At 53.5% G+C, this 24,165-nt stretch carries 23 protein-coding genes and 1 tRNA gene; 15 read left to right on the top strand and 9 right to left on the bottom strand.

Annotation, left to right across the window (positions count from 1 at the left end):
* Positions 1–178: 178 nt before the first annotated feature.
* From gcvT to RTX30_RS19575, 4 genes are all read left to right on the top strand, one after another.
* The gene (gene gcvT / locus RTX30_RS19590) at positions 179–1,273 is read left to right on the top strand and encodes a glycine cleavage system aminomethyltransferase GcvT (RefSeq protein WP_312691883.1); all 1,095 of its coding nucleotides are present in this window, start codon (positions 179–181) and stop codon (positions 1,271–1,273) included.
* 23 nt (positions 1,274–1,296) lie between these two features.
* Positions 1,297–1,686 (top strand): glycine cleavage system protein GcvH, encoded by a 390-nt coding sequence (gene gcvH / locus RTX30_RS19585; RefSeq protein ID WP_312691881.1) that lies wholly within the window; start codon positions 1,297–1,299, stop codon positions 1,684–1,686.
* 172 nt (positions 1,687–1,858) lie between these two features.
* Positions 1,859–4,732, top strand: a complete 2,874-nt coding sequence (gene gcvP / locus RTX30_RS19580) for an aminomethyl-transferring glycine dehydrogenase (RefSeq protein WP_312691879.1) — start codon at positions 1,859–1,861, stop codon at positions 4,730–4,732.
* Between the two features lie 62 nt (positions 4,733–4,794).
* The gene (locus RTX30_RS19575) at positions 4,795–5,538 is read left to right on the top strand and encodes an SDR family oxidoreductase (RefSeq protein WP_312691877.1); all 744 of its coding nucleotides are present in this window, start codon (positions 4,795–4,797) and stop codon (positions 5,536–5,538) included.
* 80 nt (positions 5,539–5,618) lie between these two features.
* Here the strand turns inward: RTX30_RS19575 and RTX30_RS19570 are convergent, their stop codons facing one another.
* Together RTX30_RS19570 and RTX30_RS19565 are read right to left on the bottom strand one after the other, a co-directional pair.
* Positions 5,619–7,052, bottom strand: a complete 1,434-nt coding sequence (locus RTX30_RS19570; RefSeq protein WP_312691993.1) for a 6-phospho-beta-glucosidase — start codon at positions 7,050–7,052, stop codon at positions 5,619–5,621.
* Between the two features lie 116 nt (positions 7,053–7,168).
* Positions 7,169–7,897, bottom strand: a complete 729-nt coding sequence (locus RTX30_RS19565) for a MurR/RpiR family transcriptional regulator (RefSeq protein WP_312691991.1) — start codon at positions 7,895–7,897, stop codon at positions 7,169–7,171.
* Positions 7,898–8,137: 240 nt separating this feature from the next.
* On the opposite strand from RTX30_RS19565, the gene trhA reads away from it, so the two are divergent.
* The gene (gene trhA / locus RTX30_RS19560) at positions 8,138–8,797 is read left to right on the top strand and encodes a PAQR family membrane homeostasis protein TrhA (RefSeq protein WP_312691874.1); all 660 of its coding nucleotides are present in this window, start codon (positions 8,138–8,140) and stop codon (positions 8,795–8,797) included.
* 48 nt (positions 8,798–8,845) lie between these two features.
* Here the strand turns inward: trhA and ygfZ are convergent, their stop codons facing one another.
* Positions 8,846–9,826: a tRNA-modifying protein YgfZ gene (gene ygfZ / locus RTX30_RS19555; protein WP_312691872.1), complete on the bottom strand. Its 981-nt coding sequence runs from the start codon at positions 9,824–9,826 to the stop codon at positions 8,846–8,848.
* Between the two features lie 247 nt (positions 9,827–10,073).
* On the opposite strand from ygfZ, the gene sdhE reads away from it, so the two are divergent.
* Both sdhE and RTX30_RS19545 read left to right on the top strand, forming a co-directional pair.
* Positions 10,074–10,340 carry an FAD assembly factor SdhE gene (gene sdhE, locus RTX30_RS19550; protein WP_312691870.1) on the top strand — a complete coding sequence of 89 codons (267 nt, stop codon included), beginning with the start codon at positions 10,074–10,076 and terminating at the stop codon, positions 10,338–10,340.
* Positions 10,321–10,737 (top strand): protein YgfX, encoded by a 417-nt coding sequence (locus tag RTX30_RS19545; RefSeq protein ID WP_312691868.1) that lies wholly within the window; start codon positions 10,321–10,323, stop codon positions 10,735–10,737. The genes sdhE and RTX30_RS19545 overlap by 20 nt, the downstream gene beginning before the upstream one ends.
* Positions 10,738–10,756: 19 nt before the next feature.
* Here RTX30_RS19545 and fldB read toward each other — a convergent pair whose 3' ends face one another.
* A complete protein-coding gene (gene fldB / locus RTX30_RS19540; RefSeq protein ID WP_312691866.1) occupies positions 10,757–11,278 on the bottom strand; it encodes a flavodoxin FldB in 522 nt (173 codons plus the stop codon).
* Between the two features lie 100 nt (positions 11,279–11,378).
* On the opposite strand from fldB, the gene xerD reads away from it, so the two are divergent.
* From xerD to lysS, 5 genes are all read left to right on the top strand, one after another.
* Positions 11,379–12,275 carry a site-specific tyrosine recombinase XerD gene (gene xerD / locus RTX30_RS19535; RefSeq protein WP_312691864.1) on the top strand — a complete coding sequence of 299 codons (897 nt, stop codon included), beginning with the start codon at positions 11,379–11,381 and terminating at the stop codon, positions 12,273–12,275.
* Between the two features lie 24 nt (positions 12,276–12,299).
* Positions 12,300–13,013, top strand: coding sequence for a bifunctional protein-disulfide isomerase/oxidoreductase DsbC (gene dsbC / locus RTX30_RS19530; RefSeq protein WP_312691862.1), 714 nt, complete (start codon positions 12,300–12,302; stop codon positions 13,011–13,013).
* 5 nt (positions 13,014–13,018) lie between these two features.
* On the top strand, positions 13,019–14,752 hold the full coding sequence (gene recJ, locus RTX30_RS19525; RefSeq protein WP_312691860.1) for a single-stranded-DNA-specific exonuclease RecJ: 1,734 nt from the start codon (positions 13,019–13,021) through the stop codon (positions 14,750–14,752).
* 91 nt (positions 14,753–14,843) lie between these two features.
* A protein-coding gene (gene prfB, locus RTX30_RS19520; RefSeq protein WP_312691858.1) for a peptide chain release factor 2 occupies positions 14,844–15,942 on the top strand; the annotation gives its coding sequence in 2 pieces (ribosomal slippage) (positions 14,844–14,918 and positions 14,920–15,942; 1,098 coding nt in all).
* A 9-nt stretch (positions 15,943–15,951) separates the two neighbouring features.
* A complete protein-coding gene (lysS, locus tag RTX30_RS19515) occupies positions 15,952–17,469 on the top strand; it encodes a lysine--tRNA ligase (protein ID WP_312691856.1) in 1,518 nt (505 codons plus the stop codon).
* Positions 17,470–17,517: 48 nt separating this feature from the next.
* On the opposite strand, the gene idi is transcribed toward lysS, so the two are convergent.
* From idi to RTX30_RS19495, 4 genes are all read right to left on the bottom strand, one after another.
* The gene (gene idi / locus RTX30_RS19510; RefSeq protein ID WP_312691854.1) at positions 17,518–18,075 is read right to left on the bottom strand and encodes an isopentenyl-diphosphate Delta-isomerase; all 558 of its coding nucleotides are present in this window, start codon (positions 18,073–18,075) and stop codon (positions 17,518–17,520) included.
* A 115-nt stretch (positions 18,076–18,190) separates the two neighbouring features.
* A complete protein-coding gene (locus RTX30_RS19505) occupies positions 18,191–18,907 on the bottom strand; it encodes a DUF554 domain-containing protein (protein WP_312691852.1) in 717 nt (238 codons plus the stop codon).
* Between the two features lie 16 nt (positions 18,908–18,923).
* Positions 18,924–19,511, bottom strand: coding sequence for a UbiX family flavin prenyltransferase (locus RTX30_RS19500; RefSeq protein WP_312691850.1), 588 nt, complete (start codon positions 19,509–19,511; stop codon positions 18,924–18,926).
* 10 nt (positions 19,512–19,521) lie between these two features.
* Positions 19,522–21,015 carry a UbiD family decarboxylase gene (locus tag RTX30_RS19495; RefSeq protein WP_312691848.1) on the bottom strand — a complete coding sequence of 498 codons (1,494 nt, stop codon included), beginning with the start codon at positions 21,013–21,015 and terminating at the stop codon, positions 19,522–19,524.
* A 218-nt stretch (positions 21,016–21,233) separates the two neighbouring features.
* On the opposite strand from RTX30_RS19495, the gene RTX30_RS19490 reads away from it, so the two are divergent.
* Positions 21,234–22,133: a LysR family transcriptional regulator gene (locus tag RTX30_RS19490; RefSeq protein WP_312691846.1), complete on the top strand. Its 900-nt coding sequence runs from the start codon at positions 21,234–21,236 to the stop codon at positions 22,131–22,133.
* A 100-nt stretch (positions 22,134–22,233) separates the two neighbouring features.
* Positions 22,234–22,932, top strand: a complete 699-nt coding sequence (actS, locus tag RTX30_RS19485; RefSeq protein WP_312691989.1) for an amidase activator ActS — start codon at positions 22,234–22,236, stop codon at positions 22,930–22,932.
* Positions 22,933–22,984: 52 nt separating this feature from the next.
* Here the strand turns inward: actS and RTX30_RS19480 are convergent, their stop codons facing one another.
* Positions 22,985–23,401, bottom strand: a complete 417-nt coding sequence (locus RTX30_RS19480; RefSeq protein ID WP_312691844.1) for a hypothetical protein — start codon at positions 23,399–23,401, stop codon at positions 22,985–22,987.
* Between the two features lie 301 nt (positions 23,402–23,702).
* Between RTX30_RS19480 and RTX30_RS19475 the strand changes: the two genes are divergently transcribed.
* Positions 23,703–23,776, top strand: a tRNA-Gly gene (locus tag RTX30_RS19475).
* Positions 23,777–24,165: the final 389 nt, after the last annotated feature.

Genomic DNA, 24,165 nt, shown 5'->3' with positions numbered 1-24,165 from the left:
AAAGGCCATAAGCTAATGTGATGACCCATTTTGCCTTATGGTTAAGCACGGCTTTCGGTGATAAGTTCAGGCAAAAGAGAACGTTTGCGTTGCTCTGTGTAAATCGGGGCGACAGCGGTTTTCCGGCGCGTTTCACGTCCGGCAAACGTAATAGCTCAGCTTATTCGACGAGGAAAAGATGGCTCAGCAGACCCCCTTGTATGAACAACACACACTGTGTGGCGCCCGAATGGTGGATTTTCATGGCTGGATGATGCCACTGCATTACGGCTCACAAATTGATGAACACCATGCAGTCCGAACCGATGCCGGAATGTTCGATGTGTCGCACATGACCATTGTCGATCTGAAAGGCGCCCGAACCCGCGATTTTTTGCGGCATTTGCTGGCGAACGATGTGGCAAAGCTAACGAAGCCCGGTAAAGCGCTTTACACCGGCATGCTAAATGCCTCCGGTGGCGTGATTGATGACCTCATCGTCTACTACTTCACTGAAGATTTCTTCCGCCTCGTTGTAAACTCCGCCACCCGCGAAAAAGACCTCTCCTGGATTGCCCAACACGCTGAACCCTTTGCGATTGAAATTACCGTGCGTGACGATCTGTCACTCATTGCGGTTCAGGGACCGAATGCGCAGGCGAAAGCCGCTTCGCTATTTAACGATGCGCAGCGCCGCGCCGTGGAAGGCATGAAACCGTTTTTTGGCGTTGAAACTGAAGGTTTTTTCATTGCCACGACCGGTTACACCGGGGAAGCAGGCTACGAAATTGCGCTGCCTAATGAGCAGGCCGCCGGTTTCTGGCAACAACTGCGCGATGCTGGCGTCAAGCCATGCGGTCTCGGCGCCCGCGACACGCTGCGTCTTGAGGCGGGTATGAACCTGTATGGTCAGGAAATGGATGAAAGCGTCTCTCCGTTGGCCGCGAATATGGGCTGGACCATCGCCTGGGAGCCGCAGGATCGTGATTTCATTGGACGCGAAGCGCTGGAGTTGCAGCGTGAAAAAGGCACCGAACAACTGGTTGGTCTGGTGATGACGGAAAAAGGCGTACTGCGCAACGCGCTACCGGTACGTTTCACCGACAGCCTTGGCAACGTGCAGGAAGGCGTGATCACCAGCGGCACTTTCTCTCCGACACTTGGCTACAGTATTGCACTGGCGCGTGTTCCGGCGGGCATCGGTGAAACAGCTGTTGTGCAAATCCGCAACCGCGAAATGCCGGTAAAAGTGACCAAACCGATTTTTGTGCGCGCAGGCAAAGCTGTCGCGTAACTTTTTTATCTGGAGAGAATGAGATGAGCAACGTACCTGGCGAACTGAAATACAGCAAAGAACACGAATGGCTGCGTAAAGAAGCAGACGGCACTTACACCGTTGGCATCACCGAACATGCACAAGAGTTGCTGGGCGACATGGTCTTCGTTGACCTGCCGGACGTCGGCGCAACGGTTACGGCAGGCGACGATTGCGCCGTAGCCGAGTCGGTCAAAGCGGCATCCGATATTTATGCACCGATTGGCGGCGAAATCGTGGCGGTCAACGATGCGCTGAGCGACTCACCAGAGCGGGTCAACAGCGAGCCGTATGGCGAAGGCTGGATCTTTAAAATCAAAGCCAGCGATGAAGCGGAAGTTGCTGCTCTGCTGGATGCCACCGCATACGCGGCGCTGTTAGAAGACGAATAAATACGCCCTATCCTTCGCGTTGCAAACGCGTTGGCTTCCTTACTTGCTCCAGTCACTACGGATGTTAATTACTGGGGTGAGTTGCGTCGCCGCCTCCCTGCAACGCGAACGATTTAGCGTACTCCGATAATTTCCAAACTCGATTCACTGTACGTTTCAGGAACTCTCGCTCATGACCCAGACGTTAAGTCAGCTTGAAAATCGCGCCGCATTTATCGGCAGGCACATTGGCCCGGACGCATCGCAACAGCAGGAGATGCTGAACACAGTTGGCGCGGATTCATTAAATGTATTGATCGGCCAGATCGTGCCTAAAGACATTCAGCTTGCGACACCACCGCAGGTTGGAGAACCGACCACTGAATTCGCTGCGCTGGCTGAACTGAAAGCGATGGCGGGCCTGAACAAGCGCTTTAAGTCTTATATCGGCATGGGTTATACCGCCGTGCAGTTACCGCCGGTTATTCTGCGTAATATGCTGGAAAACCCGGGCTGGTACACCGCTTACACCCCGTATCAACCCGAAGTCTCGCAGGGACGTCTGGAAGCGTTGCTTAACTTCCAGCAAGTCACGCTGGATCTGACCGGACTGGATATCGCTTCCGCCTCACTGCTGGATGAGGCCACCGCCGCTGCCGAAGCGATGGCGATGGCAAAACGCGTCAGCAAATTGAAAAGCGCCAACCGCTTCTTTGTTGCCGCCGATGTGCATCCGCAAACATTGGATGTGGTGCGCACCCGAGCCGAAACCTTTGGTTTTGAAGTGATTGTCGATGATGCAAGCAGAGTGCTGGATCACCAGGATGTATTCGGTGCGCTGTTACAGCAGGTCGGCACTACCGGTGAGGTACATGATTACAGCGCGCTTATCGACGAACTGAAAACCCGCAAAATTGTGGTGAGTGTCGCCGCGGATCTGATGGCGTTGGTGCTCCTGACCGCGCCGGGTAAACAAGGGGCTGACATTGTGTTTGGCTCCGCACAGCGTTTCGGCGTTCCGATGGGTTACGGCGGCCCGCATGCCGCTTTTTTTGCTGCAAAAGATGAATTTAAACGCTCCATGCCTGGCCGTATTATCGGCGTGTCGAAAGATGCTGCTGGCAACACCGCGCTGCGTATGGCGATGCAAACGCGTGAACAGCATATTCGCCGTGAAAAAGCGAACTCCAATATTTGTACTTCACAGGTGTTACTGGCCAATATCGCCAGTCTCTATGCGGTGTTCCACGGCCCGGCGGGCCTGAAACGTATTGCCGGGCGCATCCACCGTTTGACCGATATTCTCGCCGCTGGTTTACAGCGTAATGGACTTAAACTGCGCCATGCGCACTACTTCGATACCCTATGTGTGGAAGTGACCGATAAGGCGGCTGTCCTGACGCGTGCCGAAGCTCAGGAAATTAACCTGCGCAGCGACATTCTTAATGCCGTGGGAATTACGCTGGATGAAACCACAACCCGCGAAGATGTGCAGGTACTGTTCAACGTACTGTTGGGCGACAATCATGGGCTGGATGTGGATGCCCTGGATAAAGAAGTGGCGCTCGACAGCTGCTCCATTGCGCAAAACATGTTGCGCGATGATGATTTCCTGACGCACCCGGTCTTTAATCGCTACCACAGCGAAACCGATATGATGCGTTATATGCACTCGCTGGAGCGTAAAGACCTGGCGCTAAACCAGGCGATGATCCCGCTGGGTTCCTGCACCATGAAACTGAACGCCGCTGCGGAAATGATCCCCATTACCTGGCCGGAATTCGCTGAGCTGCACCCGTTCTGCCCGCCGGAACAGGCAGAGGGTTACCATCAGATGATCGCCCAGCTTTCTGACTGGCTGGTGAAACTGACTGGCTATGACGCACTGTGTATGCAGCCGAACTCTGGGGCGCAAGGTGAATACGCCGGGCTGCTGGCGATTCGCCACTATCACGAAAGCCGCAATGAAGGTCATCGTGACATCTGCCTGATCCCCAGCTCTGCCCACGGCACCAACCCGGCGTCTGCGCAAATGGCGGGCATGCAGGTGGTAGTGGTAGCCTGCGATAAAAATGGCAACATTGATCTGACCGATCTGCGCGCGAAAGCTGCACAGGCAGGAGAGAATCTCTCCTGCATTATGGTGACGTATCCGTCCACTCATGGGGTGTATGAAGAGACGATCCGTGAAGTGTGCGAAGTGGTGCATCAGTTCGGCGGCCAGGTTTACCTGGATGGCGCGAACATGAACGCGCAGGTCGGCATTACCTCACCAGGCTTTATTGGCGCAGATGTTTCGCACCTCAACCTGCATAAAACGTTCTGCATCCCACACGGCGGCGGCGGCCCGGGCATGGGACCGATTGGCGTGAAAGCGCATCTCGCACCGTTCGTGCCTGGACACAGCGTAGTGCAGATTGAAGGAATGCTAACACGCCAGGGCGCAGTATCTGCGGCACCGTTTGGTAGCGCGTCGATTCTGCCGATCAGTTGGATGTATATCCGTATGATGGGCGCCGAAGGGCTGAAGCAGGCCAGTCAGGTAGCGATCCTCAATGCCAACTATATTGCCAGCCGTCTGAAAGAGGCTTTCCCGGTGCTTTATACCGGCCGTGATGGCCGGGTCGCGCATGAATGCATTCTTGACATTCGCCCGCTGAAAGAAGAGACCGGTATTAGTGAGCTGGACATTGCCAAGCGCCTGATCGACTACGGTTTTCATGCGCCGACAATGTCATTCCCGGTCGCGGGCACGCTGATGGTGGAACCTACCGAGTCTGAAAGCAAAGTGGAACTGGATCGCTTTATTGACGCGATGCTGGCGATCCGCGCTGAGATCGATCGTGTGAAACAGGGTGAATGGCCGCTGGAAGATAACCCGTTGGTTAACGCGCCGCATACACAGAATGAGCTGGTAGCAGAATGGAACCACGGTTATACCCGCGAGATGGCCGTTTTCCCGGCGGGCTTGGCAAACAAATACTGGCCGACGGTTAAACGTCTGGATGATGTCTATGGCGACCGTAATCTGTTCTGCTCCTGCGTACCCATGAGCGAGTATCAGTAATTAACTGATTAGACTATCTTTTAAGGGCGCTTCGGCGCCCTTTTTTAATGGTGGAGAACAAGATGGCGATTGCATTAGTGACCGGCGGGAGTCGGGGAATTGGCCGGGCGACCGCGCAACTGCTGGCGCAGGAAGGCTATACCGTGGCGGTAAATTACCACCATAACGCCCAGGCGGCTGGGGACGTGGTGGCAGACATCGTCGCGCAGGGCGGTAAAGCTTTTGCCGTGCAGGCGGATATAAGCGATGAAAAACAGGTGGAAGCCTTGTTTTCCCGTATTGACCAGGCTGCGGAACCGCTGACGGCGCTGGTAAATAATGCCGGGATTTTATTCCCGCAGTGTCGGCTGGAAAACCTCTCCGCGGAGCGTATTAACCAGGTGCTTACCACGAACGTAACCGGGTATTTTCTCTGCTGCCGCGAGGCAGTCAAACGCATGTCACATCAGGGCGGCGGGCAAGGCGGTGCTATCGTCAATGTTTCTTCTGCGGCTTCGCGCACGGGTTCACCCGGCGAGTATGTTGACTATGCCGCTTCAAAAGGCGCTGTCGATACGCTGACAACCGGGTTGTCGCTGGAAGTCGCAGCATGCGGGATCCGCGTTAACTGTGTTCGCCCGGGGTTTATTTACACCGACATGCATGCCAGCGGTGGAGAGCCAGGACGAGTTGATCGTGTCAGCCCTGCAATACCTATGCAGCGTGGTGGGCAGCCGGAAGAGGTGGCGCATGCCATCGCCTGGTTGCTGAGCGAGAAAGCTTCTTATGTTACAGGCAGCTTCCTCGACCTGGCGGGCGGCCGCTGAGTGAATGGCGTTACTCTTATCCAGCCCGGCGTTAACCGGGGCTGGATAAGGCAAAGGGCCCTGATCAGGAAGTCAACACATCACAGGTTTTCGCCATTGCTGGCGATCACTTCTTTATACCAGTTAAAGCTTTTTTTCCGTGAACGCGACATATCGCCTGTGCCGTCATCATGTTTATTAACGTAGATAAAACCGTACCGCTTGCTGTACTGACCGGTGGTGAAGGAGACGCAGTCGATGCAGCCCCACGGCGTATACCCCATCAGATCCACACCGTCGTAAGTGACGGCTTCCACCATCTCTTTAACGTGCGCGCGCAGATAATCGATACGGTAATCATCGTTGATGCTGCCATCTTCTTCGACCTTATCGTAAGCGCCAAAGCCGTTTTCCACGATAAACAGCGGTTTCTGATAACGCTCGTAGAGTTCACACAGCGCATAACGCAGGCCCACCGGATCGATCTGCCAGCCCCAGTCAGATGCCTTCACATGTGGGTTGGGCACACTGCCCTGAAAACCTGAGAGCGCATCACCGACGCCGCCTTCTGCTTTGACCGCGTTGGTCATGTAGTAGCTGAAGCCAAGGTAATCGCAGCAGCCTTCGCGCAGTACCGCTTCATCGCCGGCTTCCATTTGGATGTTGAAACCACGGCGCTCCCATTCATTGAGCACATAAGACGGGTAGTAACCGCGCAATTGAACGTCGGTAAACACATAGCGTTCGCGCATCGATTCTTGCGCGTACATGACATCTTCCGGCTTACATGAAAAGGGATACAGCGGCACCATTGCCAGCATGCAACCAATCTTCATGGCTGGATTGATACGGTGACCGATTTTGACTGCCATCGCGCTGGCCACGAACTGATGGTGTAGCACCTGGTACATGGTTTCTTCCGGGTTTTCATGGTCGGTGTAGACCACGCCTGAACAGCAGTAGCCGAACAGCGGTGCCCGCCAGTTGCGCTGGTTGTTGATTTCGTTAAAGGTCATCCAGTATTTGACCTTGTTTTTGTAACGCTCAAAGACTACTTCCGCGAAGCGAACAAAGAAATCGACCACGTTACGGTTCGTCCAGCCGCCGTATTCCTGCACCAGATGCAGTGGCATTTCAAAGTGAGAAAGGGTGATTACCGGCTCGATGTTGTATTTCAACAGTTCATCGAACATATCGTCGTAGAATTTCAGCCCTTCTTCATTTGGCTGCTGTTCATCACCCTTTGGAAAAATGCGTGTCCAGGCAATGGAGGTACGAAAGCATTTGAAGCCCATTTCCGCGAACAGTTTGATGTCTTCTTTGTAGTGCCCGTGGAAGTCAATAGCCTCGTGGTTCGGGTAGTATTTGCCTGCGACAACGTCTTGAGTGATTTCGCGCGGTACGCCATGCGCGCCGCCGGTCAGTACATCGCAGATGCTGGGGCCTTTGCCGCCTTTATTCCAGCCACCTTCAACCTGGTGGGCGGCAACGGCGCCGCCCCATAAAAAGTCTTTTGGTAAGGTTAATTTTTTCATCATTACTGTTCTCGTCATATTGGCTAATAACGAGTCTAACAAAGGGCAATTAAATGTCACGATATAACAAATTGCTGTCAGAGTAATTTGTTACACAGAAAAAACACCCTGTTTTTTTATGCTATTTTCTTCGCCAGTTTTCGGCCCAATGATTCAAGAATATAAATAACCGGAATTTGCGTTGTAATATCGTAACCCCCGTTCATGCGCGTAGGCGGAACATGCCAGGAGAGGTTAAAATCAGCGAGTTTTGCCAGGCGGGAATGCTCATGACTGGTAATAGAGAGCACTTTGCAGTGATGCAGGCTGAATTGCCCTGCGAAGCGCAGGATCTCTTCCGTCTCGCCGGAGACAGAAAGCACAATTGCCAGCGCATTTTTTGCCATATCATTTGTTACCGGAAAATAAGGATCGTCGATATGGTTACTGAATTTTCCGATATTAGAAAAGAAGCGTGCGCCATATTTTGCCAGCGAGCCTGATGTCCCTGCGCCCACAAATATAATGCGCTCCGAAGCTAATATGATCTCTACGGCATCATCGAGTAATTTATCAAAATCATCGTTATTGACACTTTTAAAAAAGCTGATGATTTCACTGGCACCGAAATTAGTCTGAAGAGGTTCGTTTTGCTCCAGATATAATTTGAAACGCACGCGAAACTCAGAGTAACCTTCGCAGTTGAGCTTGCGACAAAAGCGCAGCACGGTAGTGGTGGAGACGCCCGCCGCGTCGGCCAGTTCCCGAATCGTCATGTACATCACTTTGTCACGATTTTTGACAACAAAGTTATAAACCCTCATCTCCAGATTATTGAGGCTGGCGACGGCGGAGTGAGTAAACATCGTCACGGCGGTGTCCTTTGCTTGCTGTTAACATAGCCCGTTTCAGGCATGGCGGGCCTTTGTGTGCGCACATGCTGCCATAACTCCGGCATGGTTTCCCCGATTTTTATATTCACCAGATATGACTTTTGTCATTACACATTCATACGCGATATTTATTTTAGCTTACAGGTGTGCACTGAAATCATTCTCAGTTACTCTATAATGGCAATGTTTTAAAGCGTTCTCCCGGAGTTAGCCATGGTTCAGAAACCATTAATCGCACAGGGATACACACTGGCAGAGGAAATTGCCAACAGCATCAGCCACGGTGTCGGGCTGGTGTTCGGTATTGTAGGCCTGGTATTGCTGCTGGTGCAGGCGGTGGACAGTAATGCAAGCGTAATGGCCATTACCAGTTACAGCCTGTACGGGGGCAGCATGATTTTACTGTTCCTTGCCTCCACCCTCTACCATGCCATCCCGCATCAACGGGCGAAGGTGTGGCTGAAGAAATTTGATCACTGCGCAATTTATCTATTGATTGCCGGAACCTATACGCCATTTCTGCTGGTCGGCCTGGATTCGCCGCTGGCTCGCGGGTTAATGATTGTCATCTGGAGCCTGGCGCTGCTGGGCATTCTGTTTAAACTGACGATTGCGCATCGCTTTAAAGTGCTGTCGCTTATCACCTATCTGACAATGGGCTGGTTGTCGCTGATTGTGATTTATCAGCTTGCCACACGCTTGTCTGTGGGGGGGGTGACGCTGCTTGCCGTCGGCGGCCTGGTTTATTCGCTTGGCGTGATTTTCTATGTCTGCAAGCGCATCCCTTATAACCATGCCATTTGGCACGGCTTTGTACTGGGTGGCAGCGTGTGCCATTTTCTGGCGATTTATCTATACGTCGGACGGGTTTAAACGCTGTAGCCGGGGGAATGGCGCCAGCCCCCGGCTTGATGATTTCGCTTACTCTTCTAACGAGTAGGGCAGTGGTTCAATACTTAAGGTGTTGGCATCATCGCGAACGCGGAAAACACTGCCTGGCTCCATATCATTGTTCATCACAACCTGTACCAGTACACGCCCGTCATCCAGTTGCACAGCGGCCAGCACAGTACCGGTACGACGCCAGTTCTGCCCCATTTGCAGCTCCAGATCTTCACCCGCCTCGGGAACGCGGCTGGCGTTACCAGCCAGGTACCAGAGCGCACGTTTGTTTGCGCCACGGAATTTTGCCCGCGCCACCATTTCCTGCCCGGTGTAGCAACCTTTCTTGAAACTGATGCCGCCGAGCGCCTGAAGGTTAGTGGCCTGCGGGATAAATTGCGCACTGTTCGGGGTATCGATCACAGGCAAACCGGCTTCGATATTCAGCGCCAGCCACTGCTGGCTGTTGTTGAGTTGCGCTTCGCCACCCAGTTTCGTTGCTACTTCTGTGGCGGTTGCTTCATCGGTGACCAGCAGAAAACGCTCGGCAGGGTGCGCAAACCACAGCAGTGTAGTCGTGCCGTTCTGCACGACCTGTTTTTCCGCATCTGGCAGGGCAGGGAACAGTGCGGCCAGCGCTGCGCGTGCCTGAAAACCGGCAACCCCGAGCAGCACATGTTCATTGTCGGGGGCAATAGTGACTTTCGAGAACACAGCGTATTTTTTCAATTCGGTAAGCTGCGCGTCACGTACGCTTCGGCGTAGGATCCAGGCAAAACCGTCCTGATAGTGGAACAAACGCATATTGCTCCACATTTTACCTTTAGAATCGCAATGCGCTGCCAGCAGGTGCTGTTCAGGGAGCATATTTGCGACATCGGCCGTCACCTGGCCTTGCAGGTATTTCTCGCTGTCTGCGCCAGTAATGGTTGCCAGCGCCCAGTCATCGAGCGTCATAAGCGTCAGCGGCAGACGTGCAGAGGCGGTCGGCTGACGCGGCGGAAATGGAGTAAAAGCCATAATAATGTCCTGATTAGCTTAACGCTGTGTGGGTACTTAATGGTAAAAGAGCCATTGTTCATTGCAAGCGTTAAAGCATGCGTTTTGTGCCATTGTCCTGCTCTTGCGAGGCATTACGCAGAGGAATGAAATTTTTGCACTGCATGCGATTTATTTCGCGAGCAGCACCGGAAGGCCAAATATTCCGCAAAAGAAAGCATAAAAACACGTTACAATAGGCGAATCATGCCTACGCAGGGAGAAGAACATGGATATTAATAACAAAGCGCGTATCCACTGGGCGTGCCGCCGTGGAATGCGCGAGCTCGATATCTCTATCATGCCTTTTTTCGAACATGAGTACGACACGCTCAGCGATGACGACAAACATCTGTTTGTGCGTTTGCTGGAGAGCGACGATCCAGACTTATTCAACTGGCTGATGAATCATGGCAAACCCCAGGATGCGGAGTTGCAAAGAATGGTGCTGTTAATTCAAACGCGGAATCGGGAACGTGGTCCTGTGGCAATCTGATTTACGCGTCTCCTGGCGCGCGCAATGGCTCTCTTTACTGCTCCACGGCTTAGTGGCGGCACTGATATTGCTGATGCCATGGCCATTGAGCTACACCCCGCTGTGGTTATTGCTGCTTTCACTGGTAGTTTTTGACTGCGTACGTAGTCAGCGGCGCATTAATACCTGCCACGGTGAGATCAAACTGTTGGTGGACGCTCGCCTGCGCTGGCAAGGTGAGGAGTGGAGCATTGTCGGTACGCCCTGGATGTTACGCAGCGGAATGATGCTGCGTTTGCGGCGTGAAGAGGACGGCAGACGCCAGCACTTGTGGTTAGCGGCAGACAGCATGGATGCACGAGAGTGGCGGGATTTGCGCCGGGTGCTTTCTCAGAAACCGGCGCAGGGGTTGCATTAAGCGAAAGTCCGGGCTGGCCTCAGGCCAGGCGTTCCGCCATTTCCATCAGGATTTGTTCACACCAGGCCTGAATGCGCGCATCACTCAGATCGTACTGATTGGTTTCATCCAGCGCCAGGCCAACGAACAACTGGCCATCGGCGATGACGGGCTTCTTACTGGTAAATTCGTAACCTTCAGTTGGCCAGTAACCGATAAACGTTGCGCCGCGAGGCGCCAGTTTGTCGTGCAGCATGCCGAGCGCGTCGAGGAACCATTCACCGTAGCCAAGCTGATCGCCCATGCCGTACAGTGCGATGATTTTTCCGTCGAGATTGAGGGTGTCGAGCTGGTCCCAGATGGCTTCCCAGTCTTCCTGCAATTCGCCAAAATCCCAGGTTGGTATACCGAGGATCAGCGCGTCATATTGCTCCATCAGAGAGGGCGCGTCGTCTTTCAGGTTGTGCAGCGTCACCAGTTCCGGCCCGATAATATCGCGGATTTTTTCAGCCGCCATTTCGGTATAGCAGGTGCTGGAACCGTAAAACAGACCAATATTCATAACGTAAACTTCTCAATGCTTGATGTCTCTTTGCGACCAGTGTACCAGAATCGTTTGGCAATCAGGCATAATGCAGCGATGGAGAGAAAGAGGCGCTTAGATGGAACAGGATCTCGCACGTATTGAACAATTTCTTGATGCGTTGTGGCTTGAAAACAACCTGGCGGACAATACCCTTAGCGCTTACCGACGCGATCTGAAAAGCGTGGTGGAGTGGCTGCATCATCGCGAGAGCAGTCTTGAGCGGGCGCAAAGCGACGATCTGCAAGCGTTGCTGGCCGAGCGTGTAGACGGCGGCTACAAAGCGACCAGTTCTGCGCGGTTGTTAAGTGCAGTTCGGCGTTTTTTTCAGTATCTGTACCGTGAAAAAATACGCAGCGACGATCCCAGCGCGTTGCTGGCCTCACCGAAGCTACCGCAGCGCCTGCCAAAAGACTTAAGCGAAGCGCAGGTCGGCAGGCTTTTACACGCGCCAACGGTTGACCAACCGCTGGAGTTACGCGATAAAGCGATGCTTGAGGTCTTATACGCCACCGGGCTTCGTGTTACGGAACTGGTGGGACTGACCATGAGCGATATCAGCCTGCGTCAGGGTGTGCTGCGGGTTATTGGTAAAGGCAATAAAGAACGCCTGGTGCCACTGGGTGAAGAGGCGGTTTACTGGGTTGAGCATTATCTTGAATATGGTCGTCCGTGGCTGCTTAACGGCGCATCAATAGATGTACTGTTTCCGAGCCAGCGTGCTCAGCAGATGACGCGTCAGACATTCTGGCATCGCATTAAACATTATGCGACGCTGGCGGGAATCGATAGCGAGAAGCTGTCTCCGCACGTCTTACGGCACGCGTTTGCTACGCATTTGCTTAACCACGGCGCGGATCTGCGCGTGGTGCAAATGCTGCTGGGGCATCAGGATCTTTCAACAACGCAAATTTATACGCATGTGGCTACCGAGCGGCTGCGTAAGCTTCATCAACAGCATCACCCGCGGGCGTGAGAGCTGACAATCTAAGGATGTGTTATGAAAAACGGTTTAATGATGTTCACCCTGTTGGCTGCGGCATTCACGGGTGCTGCACATGCTGATGACGCGGCGATCAAACAGTCGCTGGCGAAACTGGGTGTTCAGAGTACAGAAGTCCTGCCCGCTCCCGTCGCTGGAATGAAAGCGGTATTGACCAGTAGCGGCGTGTTGTATGTCACTGAGGATGGCAAACATATTATCCAGGGACCCATGTACGATGTCAGCGGCGCTCAACCGGTTAACGTCACCTCGCAGATGCTAATGCCGCACCTCAACGCGCTGACCAAAGAGATGATTGTGTATAAAGCCCCGCAGGAAAAACACGTGATCACGGTATTCACTGATATCACCTGTGGCTACTGCCAGAAGCTGCACAGCGAAATGGCCGACTATAACGCACTGGGTATTACCGTGCGTTACCTCGCTTTCCCGCGTCAGGGCGTGGCAAGCGACGCTGAAAAAGAGATGAAATCAATCTGGTGTTCAAAAGATCGTAACCAGGCCTTTACTGACGCGATGAACGGCAAAAGCGTTAAGCCAGCCAGTTGTGATATTGACATTGCTAACCACTATGCGCTTGGCGTGCAGTTTGGCGTGAATGGCACCCCGGCGATTGTACTGAATGATGGGTATGTCGTGCCGGGTTATCAGGCACCTGCTGAAATGAAAGCCTTCCTCGATCAACATCAAAAAGCCACGGGCGGTAAGTAATACGCGTGAAAGCTCAGATACAACTTCGCCGCCGCGTGGTTAATGACGCGGTGGAACTGGCAGATTCGATGCCGCCTTTACTGCGTCGGCTTTATGCCAGCCGCGGCGTGCGCAGTGACCAGGAACTGGAGCGCAGTGTGAAAGGCATGCTGCCCTGGCAGCAGTTGAATGGTATTGAAGATGCCGTTAAACACCTGTACGACGCGCTGCGTGAAGGGTTGCGCATTATCGTTGTTGGTGACTTTGACGCCGATGGTGCCACCAGTACGGCATTAAGCGTGCTGGCGCTGCGTTCACTGGGGGGCGACAATGTCAGCTACCTGGTGCCAAACCGTTTTGACGATGGTTACGGGCTTAGCCCGGAGGTGGTCGATCAGGCCCATGCGCGTGGCGCGCAGCTTATTCTGACCGTCGATAACGGTATTTCTTCTCATGCAGGTGTTGAGCGGGCGCATGCGCTGGGCATTCCGGTGGTGGTGACCGATCATCACCTGCCAGGCGACACCCTGCCGGAAGCCGAAGCGATCGTTAACCCGAACTTGCGTGACTGTACATTCCCGTCGAAATCGCTGGCGGGGGTTGGCGTCGCGTTTTACGTGATGCTGGCGTTACGCAGCTTTCTGCGTGATAACGGCTGGTTTGATGCCCGTGGGCTGGCGATGCCAAATCTTGCGGAGCTGCTCGATCTGGTGGCGCTTGGAACGGTGGCGGACGTCGTACCGTTAGATGCCAATAACCGCATCCTGACCTGGCAAGGGCTGAGCCGCATTCGCGCCGGGCGTTGCCGCCCAGGTATCAAAGCCTTGCTCGAGGTGGCGAATCGGGATGCACAGAAACTGGCGGCCAGCGATCTGGGTTTTGCTTTAGGGCCACGCCTTAATGCGGCGGGACGCCTGGATGATATGTCTGTCGGCGTCGCATTGTTGCTGTGCGAGAACCTTGGCGAAGCGCGCCAACTGGCGAATGAACTGGATGCCCTGAATCAGACGCGTAAAGAGATTGAGCAGGGCATGCAGGCCGAAGCGCTGACGCTGTGCGAGAAACTCGAACGCAGCACGACGGCGTTACCGGGTGGGCTTGCAATGTACCATCCTGAGTGGCATCAGGGCGTGGTGGGGATCCTCGCTTCACGGATCAAAGAGCGTTTTCATCGGCCTGTGATCGCCTTCGCGCCTGCGGGTGAGGGGGTATTGAAAGGCTCCGGTCGTTCTGTCCAGGGGCTGCATATGCGCGATGCGCTGGAGCGACTCGACACACTCTACCCAGGGATGATGCTCAAGTTTGGCGGCCATGCTATGGCAGCGGGATTGACGCTGGAAGAGGCGCGGTTCGGCGAGTTTCAGCAACGCTTTGGCGAGCTGGTCACCGAGTGGCTGGATCCGGCGTTATTGCAGGGTGAGATCGTCTCCGACGGGCCGCTGACGGCGCAGGAGATGACGCTGGAAATCGCTGAGATGCTACGTGAAGCTGGCCCCTGGGGGCAAATGTTCCCTGAACCGGTGTTTGATGGCGAGTTTCGGCTGTTACAACAGCGGCTGGTGGGCGAGCGTCACCTGAAAGTCATGCTCGAACCAGTAGGCGGCGGCCCGTTACTGGATGGTATCGCTTTTAATGTTGATACCGCCTGCTGGCCGGATAACGGCGTAAGGCAGGTGAATATTGCTTATAAACTTGATGTAAATGAGTTTCGCGGTAATCGCAGCGTGCAGTTAATTATCGAAAACCTCTGGCCAATTTAGCGCCAGTATTCGCTACAAAAAGGGGCGTGGATCCGGTAAACTTCCGCCCTTATCACCGCATTTTGACAAGTCCATTAAAAGAAATCAGACCATGTTTGAAATTAACCCGGTAAAAAATCGCATTCAGGACCTCACGGAGCGCTCCGACGTTCTTAGGGGGTATCTTTGACTATGACGCCAAGAAAGAGCGTCTGGAAGAAGTAAACGCCGAGCTGGAACAGCCGGACGTATGGAATGAGCCTGAGCGCGCGCAGGCGCTGGGCAAAGAGCGTTCTTCGCTCGAAGCCATTGTCGACACACTGGATCAGATGAGCCAGGGCCTGGAAGATGTTGCCGGCCTGCTGGATCTGGCGGTTGAAGCCGATGATGAAGAAACCTTTAACGAAGCCGTAGCCGAGCTGGATGGGCTGGAAGAGAAGCTGTCGCAGCTGGAATTCCGCCGTATGTTCTCCGGCGAGTACGACAGCGCGGACTGCTATCTGGATATTCAGGCGGGTTCCGGCGGCACCGAAGCGCAGGATTGGGCGAGCATGCTGCTGCGCATGTACCTGCGCTGGGCTGAAGCGCGCGGCTTCAAGACCGAAGTGATTGAAGAGTCCGAAGGTGAGGTGGCCGGTATTAAATCCGTGACCATCAAGATCATTGGCGATTATGCCTACGGCTGGTTGCGTACCGAAACCGGTGTGCATCGTCTGGTGCGTAAGAGCCCGTTCGATTCCGGCGGCCGTCGTCACACCTCGTTCAGTTCCGCGTTTGTTTACCCGGAAGTGAAAGACGACATTGATATTGAAATTAATCCGGCGGACCTGCGTATCGACGTATACCGCGCATCCGGCGCGGGTGGTCAGCACGTTAACCGTACGGAATCTGCGGTGCGTATCACCCATATTCCGACCGGGTTGGTGACGCAATGCCAGAACGACCGTTCCCAGCATAAAAACAAAGACCAGGCCATGAAGCAGATGAAAGCAAAGCTTTATGAGCTGGAAATGCAAAAGAAAAATGCTGAGAAGCAGGCTATGGAAGACAACAAGTCTGATATCGGCTGGGGTAGCCAGATCCGTTCTTATGTCCTGGATGATTCCCGCATCAAAGATCTGCGCACCGGGGTTGAAACCCGCAACACGCAGGCGGTGCTGGACGGCAGCCTGGATCAATTCATCGAAGCAAGTTTGAAAGCAGGGTTATGAGGAACCAACATGTCTGAACAACAAGCACAGGGCGCTGACGCGGCAGTTGAACTTAATAATGAACTGAAAAACCGCCGTGAGAAGCTGGCGCAACTGCGCGAGCAGGGCGTGCCGTTTCCGAACGACTTCCGTCGCGACCAGACCTCTGACAAGCTGCACGCTGAATTTGATGCCAAAGAGAACGAAGAGCTGGAAGCGCTGGGCATTGAAGTTGCGGTAGCCGGTCGTATGATGACGCGCCGCGTTATGGGTAAGGCTTCTTTCGTCACCTTGCAGGACGTTGGTGGCCGTATTCAGCTGTATGTGTCGCGCGATGACCTGGCAGAAGGCGTTTATAACGAGCAGTTCAAGAAATGGGACCTCGGTGACATCCTCGGCGCCCGTGGCAAGCTGTTCAAAACCAAGACTGGCGAACTCTCTATCCACTGCACCGAACTGCGTCTGCTGACCAAAGCATTGCGTCCGCTGCCGGATAAATTCCACGGGTTGCAGGATCAGGAAGCGCGTTATCGTCAGCGCTATCTGGATCTCATCGCTAATGATGAATCCCGCAATACTTTCAAAATTCGTTCGCAAATCATGGCTGGTATTCGTCAGTTCATGGTCGGTCGCGGCTTTATGGAAGTAGAAACCCCGATGATGCAGGTGATCCCAGGCGGCGCATCTGCGCGTCCGTTTATCACTCATCATAACGCGCTGGATCTGGACATGTACCTGCGTATCGCGCCGGAACTGTACCTCAAACGCCTGGTGGTTGGCGGCTTTGAGCGCGTGTTCGAAATCAACCGTAACTTCCGTAACGAAGGCATTTCCGTTCGTCATAACCCTGAGTTCACCATGATGGAACTCTATATGGCTTATGCGGATTACAAAGATTTGATCGAACTGACCGAGTCGCTGTTCCGCACCCTGGCGCAGGATATCCTCGGCAAAACGGAAGTCCCGTACGATGATCAGGTTTTCGACTTCGGTAAGCCGTTTGAAAAACTGACCATGCGCGAAGCGATCAAGAAATACCGTCCGGAAACGAATATGGCGGATCTCGATAATTTCGACAGCGCAAAAGCGATTGCGGACAGCATCGGTATTAAGGTGGAGAAAAGCTGGGGTCTGGGCCGTATCGTGACGGAGATCTTCGAAGAAGTCGCAGAAGCGCACCTGATCCAGCCGACCTTTATTACCGAATACCCGGCGGAAGTTTCACCGCTGGCGCGCCGTAATGACGAGAACCCGGAAATCACTGACCGCTTTGAATTCTTTATTGGCGGCCGTGAAATCGGTAATGGCTTTAGCGAGTTGAATGACGCGGAAGATCAGGCGCAGCGTTTTGCTGATCAGGTCGCTGCGAAAGATGCGGGCGACGACGAAGCCATGTTCTTCGACGAAGATTACGTGACGGCGCTGGAGCACGGTCTGCCGCCGACTGCGGGGCTGGGGATTGGTATCGACCGTATGGTCATGCTGTTCACTAACCGCCATACCATTCGCGACGTGATCCTGTTCCCGGCAATGCGTCCGACAAAATAATCACACCGTAACCGGTAAAGCCCCGACGTTCACCGCGTTGGGGCTTTTTTATGGCTGTAATTCGCAGGCGAATTGACGCAGGTTATCCCGGCCTTGATCCGGTGCGGCTTCGCTAACCATCCATGGGCTGAAGGCCCACGGCGTGGCATCCAGTGCATGCAGCACAGATTCCAGCCCGACCCATTGATACGCCATTACCTCATCACGGTTGGGGGCGATCCCGCTGCTTATCCGCGCGGCATAGACCGGGCATACCTCGTTTTCCACGATCCCGGAAGGATCGGTTTCGCAATATCGAAAATCCGCATGGACTGGCGTGATGTTATCGACGCTGGCGCCAATCTCGAACCGGCAACGGCGGATAATCGCCTCTTCGTTAGATTCGCCCAGTTGCGGGTGGCCGCAAACTGAGTTGGTCCACACCCCAGGCCAGGCTTTCTTACTCAACGCGCGGCGGGTAACCAGCAACTGTCCCTGCTGGTTGAAGATCCAGCAGGAAAAAGCCAGATGCAGTGGGGTGTGAGAAGTGTGCGCGGCATATTTCTCCTGAGTGCCAGTCACCTCTCCCTGGTCATTAACCAAAATGACGTGCTCTTGTATACCCATAACGACTCCAGAACGTAGAACGCCGAATGGCGCTGCGTTTATCCAGCCTGTGGGAGGGCTCCCGACAGGGCTGGTAAGCGTAGCGCCACCGTGCGAACCCTATTATACCTGACTATCAGGCAAACAGTTTTGCCCACAGAGCGGAAAACGGCATCACCAGGAGCAGACCGGGCAACATATTTGCCACCGGAAAGGGCTTGATATTACAAATCCGCAGCCCGGTCGCCACCATAATAAGACCGCCAGCGCAGGAGAAATCACCCATCATGTCCGGGGTAATCATGTGCACGATATACACCGCCAACGTTGCCAGCGCGACCTGCACAATAATCAGCGGCAGACCGATGGTCATCACAGAGAAGCCAAGCATGGTAGCGAAGATCGCCGCCGTGAACAGATCCAGCACCGTTTTGATATACAGAATCGACGGATCGCCGGTCATGCCTTCATGCATCGCACCGAAGATACCGGTGCCACTGGCGCAAAACAGCACCAGAATGGCAACGAATTTTTCCGTAAATTCATCGTGGGTTAGCCCCTGTACCGGCGGAAAAATCCGGTTGATCAAACCCCGGGTGGTGTCGGCCGCTCTTCCAATCTGTTTTTCAAAGAAGAACGCTTCGCCAATCACTGCCCCCAGTACCATTGCCAGTACCACTGCGGGCATGAATTTAACTTTAATCACCAGGTTGATGCCCAGACCCACAGAGCACAGACCAAACGTCAGTGGCAGCGCCACTTTGACCCGATCGGGGATGCGGGTGCCAACCAGTGAACCCATAAGACCGCCAACGATCACCGCGGCGCCGTTCACATAAGGACCGATTAACATAATATTTCCTGCGTTTTTACGCGTTATAAGCAAGGTGACCCTCGCCCCAGCGTGGGAGGTTTTTCACATCAATACCGAACAGGTCCAGCGCGCGGCTGACGCTATGGGTAATGATCTCATCTGTGGTTTGCGGGCGCTGATAGAGCGCCGGCACCGGCGGGAAAATTATCCCGCCCATTTCCGTCACTGCCTGCATGTTGCGAATATGCCCGAGATTAAGTGGCGTTTCGCGCGCCAGCAGCACCAGACGGCGGCGCTCTTTGAGCACCACGTCGGCGGCTCGGGTTAGCAGGTTATCCGTCAGGCAGTTTGCGATGGATCCCAGAGAACGCATGGAACAGGGCGCGACAAGCATGCCCATGGTCTTAAACGATCCGCTGGAGATGGAGGCTCCAAGATTGCCGATGGGGTGGACCACATCCGCAAGTGCCATCACCTCATCAAGCCGGTAATCGGTTTCCAGCTCACAGGTTTTTTCCGCCCCTTTCGAAATAACCAAATGGACTTCAATCTCCTGGGCACGTAAAAGTTCAAGGGCTTTTACGCCATACTGAAAACCGGAAGCGCCGCTAATGCCGACGATGATACGTGGTGTCGTGGTCACACCCTTCTCCTTATTCGAAATCTGGCAAGAAACGTTTCACATCAACCTCTTTAAACTTCGAACGTTCAAAGTGGCTCTTCAGATGGAACGGTACGGTGCAGTCAAAAATGGTCTTGCAGGACATTCCCTGCTGCAAAATGCTTGGGCTGTAGGCCGGAATCTGTGAAGGATCAAGCGGATGGCAACGCACGCCGGGGATAGTGACGGTATCCACATCGCCCTGATAGCGTGTCTGCATTGCCCACAGCACGTCGTCGCTGTCAAAAATATCCACGTCTTCGTCAACCAGAATGACGTGTTTCAGTTCCGGGAAGGCTGAGAATGCCAGCAGCGCGGCCTGGCGCTGACGGCCTTCATCTGCCGGAGAGAATTTCTTGAATTGCATAACGGCCAGCAGCTTGCCGCCGCCAGCAGAGTGAGCAAATACGTTGAGCAGTTTGCCTGGCATGGCGCGGCCAACCATATCAAGAATGCTGGCTTCAGTCGGGATGCCCGCCATGTTCACATGCTCTTCACCTGGGCCGACAGTGGTGCGCCAGATCGGGTTATAGCGATGCGTCACGGCTTTGACTTTGATAATAGGCAGCGCATCTTTCGCTTCGCCGGTATAGCCCGGAAACTCAGGCATCGCTTTGCCGGTATCGGTGTTCTGATCTTCACGCAGGCGCGCATGCGGGAGCAATTCGCCCTCAATGACAATTTCAGCATGTGCAATAGCTCGTTCATTGATGGTCTTGCACTGCACCATTTCAACAGCGTGGCCGCGCAACGCGCCAGCAACGCTCAGTTCGTCGTAACCCAGCGGCGTTGTGGGTGGCTCAAAGCAGGCGGCAATTTCAATCGCCGGGTCAACGCCGATACTGATAGAGATCGGCAGCGGCTTGCCGGCAGCTTCCGCTTTCATGCGGAAAGCATCAATATGGCGGCCCGGTGTTAACCACATTGAGAGTTCATCGCGGCTCTGTACACAGAGGCGGTGAATGGTGATATCAGATTCATGCGTTTCAGGATCAGAGGCATAGCAGAGGCCCATGGTGATATACGGACCGGCGTCTTCTTCGGTGTTGGTAGGCGCAGGCAACAGCGTGCGCAGATCGAAGTTTGCATCACTGGCGAGATGCACCACCTGCTGGCAGACCGCGTGGTCTTTGGTCAGTACCGGAGGAATCGGGTTTTGTACCGAGTCTTTCAGCAGATGGCCGAGTTTTTCGGGTTCGCAGTTCAGGAAGTGGCTGACGCGTTTGCGCGAGCCGTTCAGGCCGATGGCAACACTGATGTCCTGAAAACCTTTTATTTTATTGAACACCATTACCGGGCCATTTTTACGTGTCGGGCGCTGGCAGGTGCCGCCAGCACCTACGTAACGGTACACCCCGGAAAGCTCCGCGTGCGGATCCACTTCGGTGTCCGTTTCAACATATTCGCCGGGTAGCGTTTTTAATAACTCAAGTGCAGAGCGTAAATCGGAAACGCCGCTGACATTATTATTTTTACTATTTGACATGGTCTTTTCCATTGATAGATGGGAATTTACTAACTGCGAGTACCTTATTTTTACGTCACCAATTAAACAAATACCGTTTTCCTGACTCAGACCAGATCAAAAAAGTACTCTTTATATAATTGTTAATTTAACGTTGGTGAATTGATTAAAATAGCGGGCTTTTCCTTTTCCACGCTAAGTGGGATACTGAGCATTCAGATATGGCGGAGAAAAGTTGTATGGATCTGAAAAGATTGCGTTATTTTTGCCGTGTGGTGGAGCAGGGATCGGTAAGTCAGGCGGCGAAAGTGTTGAATATGGCGCAGCCTCCGCTCAGTAAACGCATCCAGGAACTGGAAGAAGAGTTACAGGTTTCGCTGTTTACACGGCAGGGAAATCGTATTGAACCTACTGACGCCGGTTATTTTCTTTACCGTAAAGCGTGTGAAATATTACGTCATGTTGAAGATACCGCGCGTGAAACGGTTGCTATTGCTAATAAAGAAAAATTCCAGTTGCGACTCGGTTTGACCCATCTCTTTCAATCCTATTTTAAGCCGTTGCTCCTCGAGCTTTATAAACGGCATCCCGACGCGGAAATTAATATTTCGGTAACGGATTCCAGCCATTTAGAAACCATGTTGAACGAAGGCACTATCGATCTGGCGATGATCCAGCGGCCCTATCGCAGTGAAGGTTTTGATTATGTCTCCTTTGATCCGGTGCGGCTGGTGGCGGTGATCAGTAAACAGTGCCTGCTGGAAGTACCGTCCAGTCCTTATGACTACCAGGCGCTGGCGGCATTTCCGTTGGTACTGCTGCACCGGGCTAAAGACAGCGGTACGTATGAGATGCTAATCGATCTGTTCCGTAAGGCGGGGGTTAACCCGAAAGTGATCATGCATATTACTCAGCCAGGCGTGATCCTTGAGTGGCTGGAATCCGGCCTGGCAGCGGCAACACTGCTACCCTCTTCGGAAGTGAACGCCAGTAAACTTACGCAGTGCCATGTGGTGGATGTTTTCCCTTCGCCGCAGGTGTTTTATCCGGCGCTGGTAAAGATGCCTGCCATGCCTTATCTGCCGGAAATTATGGAAATCATCGCCCAGGGATACCCGATCCCACGCCATCAATCGTAAGGGGTTGGCATCCCGGTCGTGGCTGTTATCATAGGTCGCCTTTTATCACATTCGAGGATCTGTTTTGCGCGCAGGACGCCCGACGATAAACCCGTTTCGCATGCTTATTTGCCTGGCAATCGCTTTGCTGCTGGCAGGCTGCGCCGGGAGTAAATCTTCTTATTCCGGTGCCGTTTATACGGTGAAACGGGGTGATACCCTGTACCGTATTTCGCGGATCACCGGCACCAGCGTTAAAGATCTGGCAAGCCTGAATGGCATTTCGCCGCCTTACACGATTGAGGTTGGGCAGCAACTTAAAATCAAAGGCGCCTCAAAAACGGCCTCTTCTGCCGGTAAAAGCGGCGGTAAAACCGCTAAAGTTGTGCCTTCTTCTGCCGTGCCCCAGTCTTCCTGGCCGCCAGTGGGGCAGCGCTGCTGGCGCTGGCCAACGACCGGCAAAGTGATCATGACCTATTCCACCTCTGAAGGTGGCAACAAAGGTATTGATATCGCCGGTGCGCGCGGGCAACCGATTTATGCCGCCGGGGCCGGGAAAGTCGTGTATGTCGGCAACCAGCTGCGCGGTTATGGCAACCTGATCATGATTAAACACAGCGAAGATTACATCACCGCGTACGCGCATAACGACACACTGTTGGTGAATAACGGGCAAAACGTGAAAGCGGGGCAGAAGATTGCCACTATGGGCAGTAGCGATACCGATTCAGTCAGGCTTCACTTCCAGTTACGCTACCGGGCAACAGCGATTGATCCGCTGCGTTATTTGCCCCCGCAGGGCAGCGTACCGAAGTGCTAACGTGCAATGCTAACAGGCGCAGTCCGGCCTGTTAGCGTGTTATTACGGTGAATTAATAATTCCGCGTATCCTGGCCGTTGAAGATATTTTGCTGACTGGTTGATGAATGGCCATTGCTGTACTGTGTGTCCTGCCCGCCAAAAATATTGGCTCGGCTGCTCGCACTTTCGCCATTGCTGTATTGGGTGTCCTGGCCATCAAAAATGTTGGCGCGGCTGGTCGAACTACTTCCATCGCTGTTTTTCACATCCTGACCGCCAAAAATATTGGCGCGACTGGTCGATGATCTGCCGTCGCTATACTGAACATCCTGTCCCCCAAAAATATTAGCCCGACTCGTTGACGTCGTTCCATTATCGTAGCGGCAATCCTGACCGCCAAAAATGTTCTCCCGGCAACTGTCCGCTAATGCAACATTGACGAAACCCGACATCAGAAAAAATCCTACAAACAATGACTTAATATTCATTGTTCTCTCCGGTTTAGAAATGGTGACGACGGGAGATATGCTATTCCTTATCTGGCGAGGCGGCAGGTGCGGTTGTCCTAATCTCTGTCAATTTATCCTGGGAAACGCAAAGAATGAGCAGTCTTACGGGGAAGACAGCGAGCGACTTTTGTTTGCCGCGGGCTGAAGCGGAGAGGTCTTCATTGCCGATCCCGGCGCATAAGGAAGCCGTAAAGATTAACTGCTTAAAACTCCAGCGGTTATCCGCAATCACACCTTGCTCTGTCGCGGTAAGGGGTTATAATGCCACTCGCACCTCAAAGCGGGCGTAGTTCAATGGTAGAACGAGAGCTTCCCAAGCTCTATACGAGGGTTCGATTCCCTTCGCCCGCTCCATGACCTTTAAAATCCTTATAAATCAATGCATTACCTCTAAGTTAATGTGACCAAAGTACCGCTATTTACCCTGAAAGTTGCCGCGATTTGTTGAACGGTGAACAGGGCGTTTAGCAAAGCGCTGGCGGTCATCTCACTTTCTTGAAGATGAGCAAGACTAAAACAAGACAAATGGCGCTACCGACAAATGCAGTGATCAAGAGGTTATCCACTGAACGCGATGAGTCATCTTTGATCGCTTCACATAAACGGGCTTCCATCTGACCTGTTGAAGGGGGGCCGTTGTATTGCCGGGTTAGTCCAAAATCAAGCACTGGGATCATCAGGGCTATAGATGACCTGCCCCCAGGATTAGATACAACCTTCAGTTAGTAATGTCGGTTGGTTTT

It is taken from the genome of Kosakonia sp. (assembly GCF_032052965.1).
GTDB lineage: Bacteria > Pseudomonadota > Gammaproteobacteria > Enterobacterales > Enterobacteriaceae > Kosakonia.
This window is presented reverse-complemented; position numbering and strand designations above follow the sequence as displayed.